The organism is Planctomycetia bacterium, assembly GCA_015200345.1.
In the GTDB taxonomy this organism is placed as follows: Bacteria; Planctomycetota; Phycisphaerae; order UBA1845; family UTPLA1; genus PLA3.
The window spans coordinates 3,024,753-3,038,431 of record CP054187.1; the positions used below are offsets into that span (position 1 = coordinate 3,024,753).

General features: G+C 65.2%; 8 protein-coding genes. 4 read left to right on the forward strand and 4 right to left on the reverse strand.

Annotated features, from left to right (window positions below; all coding sequences use genetic code 11):
- Positions 1–116 precede the first annotated feature (116 nt).
- Positions 117–1,823 (reverse strand): AarF/ABC1/UbiB kinase family protein, encoded by a 1,707-nt coding sequence (locus HRU71_12355; GenBank protein ID QOJ04227.1) that lies wholly within the window; start codon positions 1,821–1,823, stop codon positions 117–119.
- 140 nt (positions 1,824–1,963) lie between these two features.
- Between HRU71_12355 and HRU71_12360 the strand changes: the two genes are divergently transcribed.
- On the forward strand, positions 1,964–3,589 hold the full coding sequence (locus HRU71_12360) for a DUF2142 domain-containing protein (GenBank protein ID QOJ04228.1): 1,626 nt from the start codon (positions 1,964–1,966) through the stop codon (positions 3,587–3,589).
- A gap of 27 nt (positions 3,590–3,616) precedes the next feature.
- Here HRU71_12360 and HRU71_12365 read toward each other — a convergent pair whose 3' ends face one another.
- Positions 3,617–4,891, reverse strand: a complete 1,275-nt coding sequence (locus HRU71_12365) for a hypothetical protein (GenBank protein ID QOJ04229.1) — start codon at positions 4,889–4,891, stop codon at positions 3,617–3,619.
- Positions 4,878–8,864 carry an alpha-mannosidase gene (locus HRU71_12370; GenBank protein QOJ04230.1) on the reverse strand — a complete coding sequence of 1,329 codons (3,987 nt, stop codon included), beginning with the start codon at positions 8,862–8,864 and terminating at the stop codon, positions 4,878–4,880. Before HRU71_12370 ends, HRU71_12365 begins: the two co-directional genes overlap by 14 nt.
- A 113-nt stretch (positions 8,865–8,977) precedes the next feature.
- On the opposite strand from HRU71_12370, the gene HRU71_12375 reads away from it, so the two are divergent.
- From HRU71_12375 to HRU71_12385, 3 genes are all read left to right on the forward strand, one after another.
- Positions 8,978–11,269 carry a tetratricopeptide repeat protein gene (locus tag HRU71_12375; protein ID QOJ04231.1) on the forward strand — a complete coding sequence of 764 codons (2,292 nt, stop codon included), beginning with the start codon at positions 8,978–8,980 and terminating at the stop codon, positions 11,267–11,269.
- A 92-nt stretch (positions 11,270–11,361) separates the two neighbouring features.
- A complete protein-coding gene (locus HRU71_12380) occupies positions 11,362–12,579 on the forward strand; it encodes an aminopeptidase P family protein (GenBank protein QOJ04232.1) in 1,218 nt (405 codons plus the stop codon).
- A gap of 53 nt (positions 12,580–12,632) precedes the next feature.
- Positions 12,633–13,049, forward strand: coding sequence for a rhodanese-like domain-containing protein (locus HRU71_12385; protein QOJ04233.1), 417 nt, complete (start codon positions 12,633–12,635; stop codon positions 13,047–13,049).
- A 60-nt stretch (positions 13,050–13,109) separates the two neighbouring features.
- Here HRU71_12385 and HRU71_12390 read toward each other — a convergent pair whose 3' ends face one another.
- Entirely contained in the window at positions 13,110–13,625 is a 516-nt protein-coding gene (locus tag HRU71_12390) for a TIGR00725 family protein (GenBank protein ID QOJ04234.1), read from the reverse strand.
- Between the last annotated feature and the right edge of the window lie 54 nt (positions 13,626–13,679).

Sequence of the window (13,679 nt, forward strand, 5' to 3'; positions counted from 1 at the left end):
GGCATGAACGCTTCCCCCGAAGCGCATTGCATTGCGATTTGCCGTTGTGCGGCGGGCAATCCCGCCGGCTGAAGAACCGACCGCTGCCCGCCTGCTGCCGACTGCTAACCACTGCCTCACGACAGTCGGCCGCTGCGCAGGATCGCGATCAGCAGCCACGCCGACATGACAAACGTCAGCGCGTAGCCGACGAATCCCAGGTATCGAATCGGCAGGCTGCCGAACAGCAGCACGTCGGCGTTCATCGAGAGCAGCATGGTGCTGCCGATGATCGTCGAGGCCACGAGCACCGAGAAGGCCAGCCGGTTGCTGGAACGATCCAGCTCGCTGGCAAGGTGATCGAGATTCTCGTGGCGGATGTTGATTTGAAACTGGCCGCGTCCGATACCGCGCAGGGTGTCGCGCAGCAGGCGGGGTGCGTCCCGTAACACGCTGGCAAGATGCCAGGCCGAAATGCCGAAGAGGCGCGAGAGCCGACGAGGGTGAAAGCGTTCGCGCAGCAGCGTGTTGATCCGCGGCTGGAGCAGTTCGAGCAGGTTCAAATCGGGATCAAGCTGCATCACGACGGCCGAGACGGTCGCCAGCGATTTGAACATCGCGACGAAGTTGCGCGGAAGCGTCACGTCGGATCGGCGCATCGTCTCCAGCAGCTCGCGGAAAATCGTGGGCACTTCCAGCCGCCGCAGCGGCAGGCCGTAGTACTTGTCGAGCATGTCGCGCAGATCGCGCGCAAGCATCTCGCGATCCGTCGAGCGGCCCAGCGCGCCCAGATCGGCCAGCACCTCGATCAGCACGTCGATCTCGCGCTTGACCATCGCGACGATCCCGATGACCAGCCGGCCCATCAGCTCGTCGTCGATGACACCGACCATGCCGAAATCAAACAAGATCAACTTGTCCGGCGGGCAGACCAGCAGATTCCCCGGGTGCGGGTCGGCGTGAAACAGCCCCATCTCGAAGAACTGCTTCATGAAGCTTTCGGCCAGCCGATGGGCCAGTGTCTTCGGATCGCACTGCGCGCGGTGCGTGCCCAGGGCATCGCGCAGGTGAAGCCCTTCCATGAATTCCATCGTCAGCACTTCGGTGCCCGTCAGGTCCCAGCGCACCAGCGGCGTGCGGATGTGTTCGTCGTCCTTGAAGGCCTCGTAGAACCGCGACGTGGCCGACGCCTCGTTGACAAAATCCAGCTCCTTCTGGATCGTCTGCGCGAACTCGTCCACCAGCATGCGCGGGTGATACGGCCGCAGCTCGGGAAAGAGCGCCTCGGCCCGTTCGGCCATCCATCGAAGCACATAAATGTCCAACTGCACGACCTGTTCGATGCCCGGCCGGCGAATCTTGACCACCACTTCCTGACCGTCCTGCGTCGTCGCGCGGTGCACCTGGCCGATCGAGCCGCTGGCGAACGGCCGCTCTTCGAAGGATCGAAATGCCTTCTGGAGGGAGAGTCCGGTGTTGGCCTCGAAAATCTTCCGCGCTTCATCGACCGGGAAAGGCTGCACGTCGTCCTGCAAGCGCTCCAGGGCCGCGACGATCTGCCCCGGCAGCAGGTCGGGCCGCGTGGAGCCGATCTGCCCGAGTTTGACAAATGTCGGGCCAAGTTCCTCGCACACCTTCACGAGCCGCTCGCCGATCGTGGCGATCGGGTCGGCCTCGCTCTCTTCCGCGTCGCCGCCGCGCTTGAATCGAAGGAACGACGGAACGTACTGGCCCAGTTGCAGGCGGTCGACAAAATGCCCGAAGCCGTGCCGGGAGAGCACCTGCGCAATAACGCGAAGCCGTGCGAAAGTTCGAACGGTCCGTGGCAGGGTGACGATGGACATGGCGGCTCCCGAGGGGCGGCAATCCCAAGAAGGTATTGCGATTCGCCCCGGATTATTCATCGCATCGCCCATCGGCGTCAAACGCGGCTTGACGCCCCGGCCTCCGGTTCGCAGACTCCGCTGACCGGATGAACAGGCGCGTGACGCGACTTCTGACATGGCTGGGCAACTGGAACCGGTTCTGCGCGCTCATGATCGCGTTGTTTCTGACGCGGGCAGTGTTCCTCCTCTCCGTGATGCCGCCGTATGAAGGGTGGGACGAATACCAGCACATCGCGTACGTGGCGCACTGGATCGAGCACGGCGCGCCGCCGGTACTCGGCGAATCGCCGGTCCCGCGCGCGCTCTATCCGGCGCTGGTGCGATTCCCGCAGCCGAAACTGGCCGTCGATCAGATCGGCGCGATCGGCGCAATGGAGTATCACGCATACTGGGAGCGGCTCGCGGCCGGCGGCTCGATCGAGGTTCGCGCGACCGCGCCGGACATTCCGCTATATCAGGCCCAGCATCCGCCGCTGTATTACCAGCTCATCGCGCCGCTGTTTCGCGGGCAGCTCGATCCCGACCGCATCGGTCACGCGATCGCGCGAGCGCGATGGCTCGGCGTGGCGTGCGGCGCGGCGGCGCTGCTGCTGTTCGGCTTGTCGTTACCGAGTCTGGTTGCCGCCGGGCCGGCACGATGCCTGATCCTGCTGGCCGTCGCGACGCAGCCACTGTTGCTTTTCAACTGCGCGCGCGTGGCGAGCGATCCGCTGGCGGTACTGCTGGGCACGTTGGTGGTCGTGATGGTTCTGGAGTTTCGCATCGAGCGCTGGCGGCGGCACGGGTTGATCCTCGGGCTGGCGCTGGGGCTGTCGATTCTGGCGAAGGTATACAACCTGCTGCTGGCGCCGTTTGTAGTACTCGTGTGGCTGGATCGGTGGCGGCGGGGACGATGGCGCGGGGCGCAAACCGCCGCGTCGTTGCTGCTGATCCTGTCGGTCGCAATATTATTGACTAGTGACTATTTTATGGAAAACCTTCGCCGGCACGGCCTGCTCACACCCATGCAGGAATCAGTCGAAAACGCGCGGCACGGCGTCGGCACGAGCGCGCTCCTCCGACAAGCACTCGCGCTGGACTGGCTCGGCGAACTGGCGAGGAAGTACCTGCGGCAGTCGCTGTTCACCGGCGGCTGGAGTTACGTGAAAACCTCCGGCGCGATCACGTGGGTGTATCAAGTGTTCCTGTTGATCGGGGCGGGGCTGGCCGTGGCGGCGGCCATTCGCTGGCGACGAAGCGGGCAGCCAACCTGCTTCTCGCGCGACGGCGCAGGCCGGGCGTCGGCGCTGCTGGGGGCGTTGTTTGCGATGGGGCTTGCGTGGCACATGGTGAGTTCGCGACAGGCGTGGGGCAGCATCACCACAAATGTATGGTATGCGGCGGTGTCGTTCCCGTGGCTGCTGTGCCTGTATTACCAGGGCGCGGCCGCGCGAAACCGCCGCGCGGTGCTCATGATCCTCGGCGGCGGGCTGATCGTGCTGCACGGTTCCGCCGAAACGTGGGGCATCCTCGGCGAGATGGTCCCGCGCTACACCGGCGCGCCGTGGGGCGATCTCGCGCGCGAGCGCCTCGCATCCATGCATCCGGCATCGCTCGGCCCCCGGTGGACCGTGCCGGCCATGCTTGTTGCGAACGCGCTGCTCTGGCTGGGGTTGTTCACGGCATTTGCGAGAGACGCGCAAGCGCCGCGTGATGACTTGCGCCCTCGGCTCAATTCCCAGTAGATCATGCTCGACCGCTCGCGCGTTCGGTTATGGGCGTGAGCGCGCAACGGGCATATTCAACACGATTGTCGGATTGTACGTCGTCACCTGGTGCTCCCTCGCTTCAGACCCGTCAGAGGCGATCGGCCCGTTGATGATTAACAAATCCGCCGTCAGCACGGCTGGATTGAACAGCCGCCAGTCGAGCTTGAACGTCGATTCAGTCGGCGGCGGCACGACGAATTCCAACCGCACCGCCACCCGCGCGGACCATGCCCCCAGCGCCCGGTCCCCCGGTCGAGTTGCCCCATCATTCAAATACGCCTGATCCGGCCCCAGCACGATTGATGACAGCACGGCCGGATGGATCGCTTCTGCCTCGGGCGACGTACCAGTGAGTGAAATGTTCTCTCGCAACAAGCGGACCGCCGCTTCGCACGCGGAGCGCTGTTCAACCGGCGTCACAAAATCAGCCTGCTTCCGGTCAATGGGCCGCCAGGTCTCCAGCAGCGCGAGCGGGAGATAGGCCTCCACGAGCACGCGATCCGGCTCGCGACGGACCACCGCCTGAACGCTCTGAAACCGATGCCGCATCATTGACGCCAAACAATCGCCGGCCATCGGTCGAGCGACGTTGTCCGCCGCACCCTGTGACGCGGCTTGCGACCGCGGCCAAAGGTCCAGCGTCTCGGCGTTGCCCGCGCTGGTCAGCCGCACGAAACGCTCGGCCTCGCTCGACTGCTCCCGGATGCGCAGGGCCAGTTGTGTCGGAATGATGGCATCCTCCGGCGGCGCCTGGCGAAACGTCACGTGTTCCAGCGGCCGCTCCGCCACGTACTCCAGCTCATACAGGGCGCGCACGCCGCCCCAGGCGTACGCCAAGCCGCGATCGGACGCGGGCGGGCTGAATGCGGCAACGCGCTGATCGCGCTGAACGCGCTCTTCGGATCGCGATGAGGTCGGATCGGCCGCGTCCGCGAGGGCTGGTTCGAGTCTTGCCTGCGTCAGTCGACCGATCAGCAGCCGCCCGGTTTCATCCCTCACCTCCAGTCGGCGGACCATGTTGCCCGCACGCCGCGCGAAGGCGCGCTGAATCTCCGAAGCCGACCAATCGCTGCTCGCATGGGCTGCGGGCATTTCATGGATCAACGATTCGCCCGCTTCCTGAAGCGTGATGCGCACTCGCGAGCCGCCGATGACCGCCACGCCACGCGCCACCGCGATCGGATGCGCGACCACGCCAGCAGTCCATGCGTTTGCGCCGACGATCGCCGCGGCCAACGCCGCGAGCGGAATTGAAATGGCCCGCTTACTCGGCGACATCCACGTCCACCTCGGAGAAGAATGTCCCCTGACTCGGCGTGATGAACAGCAGGTAACGGTACACGCCGATCTCGCGGGTTTCCCGGCGCGCCGCGTTCGCGTCGTCTCCGCCGCTCGATCCATCGTTCTCCGCGACAACCTCGACGGCATGCACGCCGCCGTCGCCGAGCTTCGTTGTGTCCACCCGGGCGAGGAGCTTCCATTTCGTATCACGGGCCGACGTGAAACCGGCGTCGGGCATCGTCGGTTCGTTCGAACCCCACAGCGTGTAGACCTGCGGCGCGCGGCGGTCGCGATGCCACGAGTAACTTCGCACCGCGCGGAGCTTCACGCTCGCGCCGAGATCGGCATGGAACCGTCCCTCGCTGTCGTACCAGACGTTACGCTGCGTATCGTCATGGTTCCGAGGCAACTCGCCGTCGTTCAGCCGCGGGAGCCTGTCGCCCTCCGCGCCGGACTGGCGATGCGGCACGAACTCGCCCTCGCCGCCAAAATAGCGAAAAGTCACTTTTCCGCGCGAGGCGTCTGCATAGTCGTCATTTGTCGGCTGTGGCAGCTTGAGCGCCGCGAACGATTCGGCCCGTTCGCTGCGCACCCGCGCGATCGGCTCCTGCCCTTCGTCCACCGGCGGCGGATACTGGTAACGAAAATCCATCGGCCCGCGGCCGGTGAAATCGTCATACAGCGGGCCGGCGGGCTGCGCCGCATCGTTCTCATTGGTCGCCGCCGTGATGGCAAAGACCTTGATCCGCTCATCCTTCGGCAGCTTGAGCCGCTTCGCCGATTCAGGCACATCGAGCCGATATTGGTACATGTAGCTGAATTGATAAGCTTCGTTGCCTTTCGTCGGATGATGCCGATGCGTGGCGAACCACGCGATGGCATCGCGCCGGATGTAGCCCGGTGTCAGACCGGTGACGCGGCCCTCGCAAACGAAGTCCACCGCGTTGAACGGCCGATCCCAGGTGCGATCATCAAACTGCCCGACGAAGCCCGTCCAGCTTTGAATGGGAATCTTCGTGTTGCGGCCGTCCACAGCGAATTCGCCGACACACTCTTCACTCGCCGCGGCAAGCAGGTACAACCGATTCGCTCCCCCGCCGGAGAGTCGAATCTCCTGACCGTTGCAAGCCATTGCGTTCTTCTCACCGGCGCGACCGGAGCCAAGCTGGAACGCGATGCCGTCGACCACGAGCTTCGCGGGCACTTGCTCCGCCGGATACGTCCGCCCCTCGGCGTCCATCGCGCCATCGGCACGATTGGAATCACTGCTCATCACGTCGGCGTCATACTCCAATCGGATCGGCGTGCTTCGCGGCGGCATCAACTGCATCGGCGCCGGGCCGAGCCGCACCGCGAAACTGCGCGGGCTGTATGGCGTCATATCGAGCAACAGTGCGCCGGCGACGAGCTTCGCCTCGCCGATGCGCCGCTCCTGCCCGTCCACCTCGTGCGCCGAGACAATCGGCCCGGCGAACCTCACCGTCACGCCCTTCGCCGCGCGGCCCCACAACTCCTGCAAGCGCACGATGACCCATTCGCCCTCTTCGGATCGCTTCACCGCACGGACATCGACCTGCTCCGTGTTGACGTTCAGCAGCGAAAACGACTTGCCCAGCGCCCCCGCGTGCCGCGGCGCGGTGAACGCAACGAGCGGTTGATTCAGCCGCCGCCCCTGCCACTCGCTGCGGCCCTCGCGCCAGTCGCCGGCGTGCGAATAGAGCGCGTACATCATGTCGTGAACACCCCAGTCCTGGCTGTGCTGATCGAGATAGCCGCTGCGCACGCCGGGCGTGTAGAGCAATGTCAGCCGCACTTCGCTGTCGCTCGGTTTGTCGGAGCCGAACTTGCAATCCTCCAGCACGCTGACGCCGAAATTGCCGGACTTGTCCGTCAGATCAAACCACTCATGCGACGGCACTTCGTACTTCGTCGGCTCGTTGTTGGCGCGGTCGATTGTGCCCATGCCCCAGTTGTACGTCGCCTTCGGGTTCGACGCCGTCAGCGGAAACGACGCCCGCAGCGCGACCTGCGCCGACTGCCAGTCGATGTGCGTCTTGAACTCCACGCGGCGGCCCGCTTCACCGGCGGACAGGCGAATCTGCTGCGTGAAGATCGATCCGCGCGCTTCACGCACCATCTCCAGCGCCACGCGCGCCGGGCCGCGCTCGACGATGCGCACCTTGGCCGGCCCTTTCACCGCGTCGATCGGCGGCTTCTGGCGGTCGCGCCAGTCCATGTTCCACGCGGGCCAGTTCTTCGGCTTCTCATGCGTGAAGACCAGCTTCGCCGGCGCGGCCAGCAACTCGCGCCCGCCCTGCGCCTTGTCCACGATGCTCGACACGTCGCCGTCGGCGTTCAGCGATACGCGATACCACTGATTCTCCAGTGTATCCTCCGAGATTTTCAGCGCGCCGTCGGCGTCCGTGCCAATTGTTGTTTGCGACGTTTCGGGCGACCCGCCCGGGCGCACATGAAACACCGTCCACGATACCGGTTTGACCGCCGCGACGAATGCCACGGTGATCGAATCGCCCTCGCGCGACAGCACCTGCGAAAGCGCCTCGCGCCCATCGGGACCAAGCACGCGCACGGCGCGCGGCGCGCCGCCCGCGTACGTCAGCCTCGCCTCGACCACGTCCTCCCGCGCCTGCGCCAGCGGATTGAACACCACCACCGCCTGCCCCTCGCCGCGCGTGTCAAGTGTGCGACACACTGCACCGACGCCGTCCGCCAATGCCGCCGCGAAGCCGTTCATCGCCACGATCTCATCGTTCCACGAATAGGTGTACGCCTTCGGCAGGCTCGTGCCCGGCAGGATGTCGTGCATCTGATTCGCCAGCAGCCGCACCCACGACCGCTCGATTTTTTCCTTCGGATACGGCGCGCCGCCCAGCCAGTCCGCCGCGACGCTCGCCCGCTCGGCCGCGTCGGCGAGCAGCTCGCCCTTGCGATTCCAGCGCTTCATGCAAGCCTGGCTCGTCAGCGTGCCGGCCGAATGCTCCGTCAGCAGCAGGTCGCCCTTGTAGCGCGGCAGCTTCGCCGCCATTGCCGGCGGGATGTCCTGATACATCCGGTCTGACGAGACCAGCGCCACGCGGAACGGCCCGTCTGCCTTCGCTGCGGCCGTGTAGTTCTTCACGTCCTCCTCGCGCGGGGCGCCGCCCATGTCGCCGATGCCGTAATAGTGGTAATCCGCCCAGACGCCGTATTTTTCGCCGTTTGTCGTGATACGCTCGGCCCATTCCGCGCTGGCGTGCACCGGCCCCACGATCGCCCCGACATACGGTCCCGGGTCCAGCGCCGCGATCACCCCGCGCCCGTCCGGCCCCTCCCACACGCCGATTTTGAACGGAATCCCGACCGCCGACCCCCAGGTCAGCTTCTGCGTGGAGAAGCCGATCAGCCCGCAGTGCGCCCAGATCGACGGCAGCGACGCGGGGAAACCGAAGCAGTCCGGCAGCATGAAATCAACGCTCTCCTTGCCGAACTCGCGCCGGAAATACAGATTGCCGTAAAGCACCTGCCGGATGATCGCCTCGGCCGACGGCGCGTTCACGTCGCCCTCGTCGACCGACGACCCGCTGACGAACCAGCGCCCGGCGGCGATGTACTTTTTCAGTTTTTCGTAATGCTCCGGGTAGTATTCCTTCATCATTTCGTAGCGGACGCTGCCGGTAAAATTGAAGACGTACTCCGGGTATTTCTCGATGAGTTTGAAGTTCCCCTCCAGGGTGTCGCGGATGTAATGGTCAATCGTCTGGCAGAAATCCCAGCGCCATTGTGTGTCAAGGTGCGCGTAGCCGATGCAGTAGAGCACGCGGTCTTTCGAGAGGTCGTAGCGCGGAGTTCGTTCGCGCGGCGATTCGGCGAAACCGGGCGCCGTCGCGGCGAACGCGATAAGAAAGAATGCAGCCGCGATGCGAACGGGGGATGGATCGCTGGTGATTTGATTCGCTGAATCGAATGTCATGGTAGCTCCTGTTCACGCATGGTTCGGATTGTATCCGATGGCCCCGGCACTGGATTCCGTTGCAGACTGGGCACAGCCCACCCTGCTTCTGACTTGCGATAGAATGCTCGCGCATGCCACCGCGCTCACCCGGACCACCTCCACCCGCTCCCATCGCCGAAACACCGCGCAGGGCCTCGCGCGCCGCGCGATGGATGCCGCTGCTGGTTCTCGCCGTCGGCATCGCCGCCTATTGGAACAGCTTCGCCGGCGTGTTCCTCTTCGACGATGACCACGCCATCGTGCGAAACCGGTACATCAAATCGCTTTGGCCGCTGACCGACGCCATGTCCGCTCCCGCGCAATCGAGCGTGTCGGGCAGGCCGATCGTGGCGCTAAGCCTCGCGGTGAACTACGCGCTGGGCGGGCTGAATCCGTGGGGCTATCACCTGTTCAATCTGATCGTGCATCTGCTGGCGGGGCTGGCGCTGTATGGCGTGGCGCTTGAGACATTCCGGCGCGGCGAAAGCAGCCCGCTGTTCGTGAGGCACGACGGGAAAGCGTCGAACAGTCAAACCCTCGAACAGTCAAAACGACTGCCCAAACACGCGATGGCTGATACGCCGCGCTCGTCGAACGGCGACGCGCGGGCCGCGATTCTGGCCGGCGTTGTGTCGATGATCTGGCTTGTTCATCCGCTCCAGACCGAGAGCATCACTTACATCATCCAGCGGGCCGAGGCGATCATGGGGCTGTTTTATCTCGCCACGCTTTACTTCGCCATCCGCGCCATGACCTCTCCCCGTCCGATCGGCTGGCAGCTTGCGGCGGTTCTCGCGTGCGCATTGGGCATGGCCAGCAAGGAGGTCATGGCGACCGCGCCGATCCTCGTCGCGCTCTACGATCGCGTTTTTGTGTCTTTAACGTGGCGTGAAGTCTTCGCCCGGCGCAAGGGCTTCTATGCCGCGCTCTTCGGCACCTGGGTCATTCTCGGCGTCATCGTCGCCGGCGCGCCGCGTTCCGACTCCGCCGGATTCGGTCTGACGGAAATGACGCCCGTCACCTACATGCTGATGCAGTTCAACGCCGTGCTCCTCTACCTGCGACTGTCCTTCTGGCCCGCAACGCTCTGCCTCGACTACTGGGCGCCGCCCATCGACTCACGCGGCGAGGCCCTCGCCCAGGGCGCGGTCATCGCGCTCCTGCTCGCGGGGACTTTCTGGTTGCTGGCCCGTCGGCCGCGAATCGGCTACTGGTGCTTCTGGGTCTTTGCCGTGCTTGCGCCGACTTCCACCTTCATCCCCATCGCCGATCCGATTTTCGAGCATCGCATGTATGTGCCGCTCGCGGGGCTGGTGATGGCAGCGGTCGCGGTGTGCGCCGGTTGGCTGCGGCGATTGCCGGCGGCGCAAGCGAAAACGGTCGGCCTCTCGTTCGCCGTAGTCGCGATCCTCGCGCTCACGGCGCGGACGGTCGCGCGCAACCGTGATTATCACGATGCGAAAGTGATGTGGGAGAAGGTGTTGGCCTATCGCCCGCGCAATCCGCGCGCATGGGCCAACTTGAGTGAGGTGCATCTCCAACGTGGCGATCCGGCGGCGGCGCTGGCGGCCTGCGAACGCGCGTTTGAAGTTGCCCCGCATTATCACGATGCCTACAAACACCTGGCACGCAGCCTCGTCGAGATGGGCCGCGTCCCCGAAGCCATTGAGACCTATCGACGGGCGCTGCGCGACAAGCCCGGCGATTACCAGGTGCTGACCAACCTCGGCGAGGCGCTGGTCCGCGTCGGCCGCCACGACGAAGCCCTCGACGCGTTTAAGAGGGCCATCGCCGCGAACGGTTCCGAGCCGCTGCCTCATTTCAATCTCGCGCGCACCTTGCAGGTGCTGGGCCGCGCGGCCGAGTCCATCGAGCCGTATCGCGCCTGCCTCGCCATCGATCCGGACCATCGCGACGCGCGCGCGAATCTCGCCTCGGCGCTGGGCGCGATCGGCAAACTCGACGAGAGCGAGGCGCAGTTCGCTGAGCTGCTCCGTCAGTCGCCCGACGACGCCGCCATCCTGTACAGCCGCGCGGTCGCGCGCGCGCGCGGCGGCCGCCGCGACGCTGCGATGGAAGACTATCGCCGCGTTGTTGCGCTGGATGCGAAGCACGCGGACGCGCGGTGCAACTTGGGCGTGCTGCTGAAAGACGCCGGCCGAATCGACGACGCCATCGCGATGCTTCAAGCGGCGATCGCCATCGACCCGCGCCATGTGCTGTCGCATTACAACCTCGGCACGATCTACGCGACGCAGCATCGCTACGTCGAAGCCATCGCGGCTTTTGACGCGGCACTGAAAGTCGATCCGAACCACGCTCCAAGCCGCCAGGCACTGGCCGCCACGCGCACGATGATGACCACCGGCCAATCGGGCGGTTAGTCGCGCTTGCGAGTCCGCGGCGCGCGACGTAGATTGAACGGCCCGGCAGGCGGACCCCGCTACCGCCTCCTCGGCCAATCAGGAGGGACACGATGTACGCGGAGCGAATGAAACGCCTTGCCGTGGCGATGAAGAACGCGAATCTCGATGCGGTCTTCGTCTCCAACCAGAAAAACATCCAATACCTTACGGGCATCCGCGCCATGATGGCCGGCAACGTGCAGCCCTTCGGGGATCCGGAGGGCTTCGCGGTGATCCGCAACGGCCGGTGCGAGGTGCTCTGCGACGGGCGGTACTTTGCCGAGGTGGACGCGCACGACGGCGTGTCGGCGCGGCTGCTGAACGCGCCGGTCAGCGCACAGGAAATCGCCACGCGGCTGCGCGAGTCGCTGGGCGGTGCGGCAAAGCGCATCGGGTACGAGAGCGACGCCCTGACCTACGCCGACGCGCGCGACCTCATGGCCCTGACGCCGGAACTGGCGTGGGAGCCGGCCGAGAAAGTCGTGACGAGCCTGCGGCACTGCAAGGGCGCGGATGAAATCGCGCTGCTTCGCAAGGCACAGAAGATCACCTCGGATTGCTTCGAGCACATCTGCGGCTGGATCCGCGTCGGCATGAGCGAGCGCGACGTGGCGTTTGAGATCGACAGCTACCTCCGCAAACACAGCGAAGGCAGTTCGTTCAACCCCATCGTCGCGTTCGGCGAAACCGGCTGCCACCCGCATTACACGCCCTCGCCCACGCGAAAGCTCAAGAGCGGCCAGATGGTGCTGCTGGATTTCGGCGCGATTCACAACGGCTATTGCGGCGATCTGACGCGCATGCTCGTCATGGGCAAAGCAAACAAGCGGCACCACGAGGTGTACGATCTCGTACTGGCAGCGCAGCAGAAATGCCTCGATGGCATCCGCGCGGGGATGAAGTGCCACGATGCCGACGCGCTGTGCCGCGATTTCTTCCGCACGATGGGCTGCGACGAGGCCTTCAAACACGGCACCGGCCACGGCGTGGGACTGGCGATCCACGAGCCGCCGACGCTGAAGCGCACCGTCGAAACCATTCTCCAGCCGGGCATGGTCGTGACGGTTGAGCCGGGGCTGTATTACGAAGATTGGGGCGGCGTGCGCATCGAGGACATGATCGTCATCACCGAAAAGGGCCACACGAATCTGACGACCTGCCCGAAGAAGCTGCGCGAGATCGGCGCGCGGGCAGTGAGCAGCGCGAAGGTTCGCAGCGCGACGAAGCGCTTCGGAAAGAAGCGAGCCGTCGGTAAGGCAAGGCGCGCCACGTCGCGCGGAAAGAAGTAACGCGGGACGTTCCGCATCCATGGTTTTATGCATTTGAACCGGGAGTGAAGCGCATGCAGAAGGTGACTCGCATTGTCGGATTGTGCCTGGTCGCAACCATCGGGTTGACGGGCTGTGCGGCGCAGGACGGCCCGCCCATCACGGAAGTGAAATCGGCCGCAGCCTTGCAGGAGCAAATGGCCGCCGGCGTGATGGTCATTCACGCTCTGGACGCCGAGCATTACGCGAAGGGCCACGTCCCCGGCGCGATCAACATCGACTATGAAAAAATGACGCCGGAAATGCTCCCCGCCGAAAAGAACAAGCCGATGGTGTTCTACTGCGCCGGCGGCATGTGCCCAGTCGGCCGCATGGCCGCGAACAAGGCGCGGTCGTGGGGTTATACGAACGTCTCGGTTTACGAAGGCGGCATCAAAGACTGGCGCGCCGCAGGGATGAACGTGGAATACGGTTCCGAGCCACGACCGTAAGCGACGCCGCGTGCCGCATGCTCTGTACGAACCTGCCCGGCACGTCCGAGCGCGCCGGCGCTATCGGACGAGTTCCCTCAATTTCCGCTCCAGCTCCGCCAGCGTCGGGCAATCGACAATCGTATCTTTCCTCCGGTGATCGATCGCCCGGCCCGCCAGTTCACCGGCCCAGCCGCCGGTTGACGACAGCGCCAGCACCGGCCGGCCATACATCCACGCGAACGCGATTTCGCTCAAGGTGCCGGCCGCGCCGCCCATGCACACAATCACGTCGCCCGCGATACCGGTGATGACGTTTCGCGCCCAGCCCAGCCCCGTCGGGATCACGATGTGCGCGAAATTGTTCGCCTCGTCCATGCTCGTGCCCGGCACGACGGCCACGACCGTGCCGCCCGACGCGGCGCACCCGCGCGAGGCCGCCTCCATGATGCCGTCCCGCCCGCCCGTCACCAGCACCAGCCCCAGCCGCGCGATCAACGTCCCGACCTGCTCGGCCAGGGCCAGCGTCGTCTCGTCCGGCTCGCTCGGGCCGATCAGCGCCACCTGTCGCCGGCGCGTGCGATTCGCTCCCGCCATGTTCGCTTCCTCCTGTGGACGCATACGCGATATCGTGCGTCCACGGCAGCGTAA

Excerpts from the sequence above, each read along its gene's own strand:
- HRU71_12355 (QOJ04227.1), bottom strand. The coding sequence starts at position 1,823 with ATGTCCATCGTCACCCTGCCACGGACCGTTCGAACTTTCGCACGGCTT.
- HRU71_12365 (QOJ04229.1), bottom strand. The coding sequence starts at position 4,891 with ATGTCGCCGAGTAAGCGGGCCATTTCAATTCCGCTCGCGGCGTTGGCC.
- HRU71_12370 (QOJ04230.1), bottom strand. The coding sequence starts at position 8,864 with ATGACATTCGATTCAGCGAATCAAATCACCAGCGATCCATCCCCCGTT.
- HRU71_12375 (QOJ04231.1), top strand. The coding sequence starts at position 8,978 with ATGCCACCGCGCTCACCCGGACCACCTCCACCCGCTCCCATCGCCGAA.
- HRU71_12380 (QOJ04232.1), top strand. The coding sequence starts at position 11,362 with ATGTACGCGGAGCGAATGAAACGCCTTGCCGTGGCGATGAAGAACGCG.
- HRU71_12385 (QOJ04233.1), top strand. The coding sequence starts at position 12,633 with ATGCAGAAGGTGACTCGCATTGTCGGATTGTGCCTGGTCGCAACCATC.
- HRU71_12390 (QOJ04234.1), bottom strand. The coding sequence starts at position 13,625 with ATGGCGGGAGCGAATCGCACGCGCCGGCGACAGGTGGCGCTGATCGGC.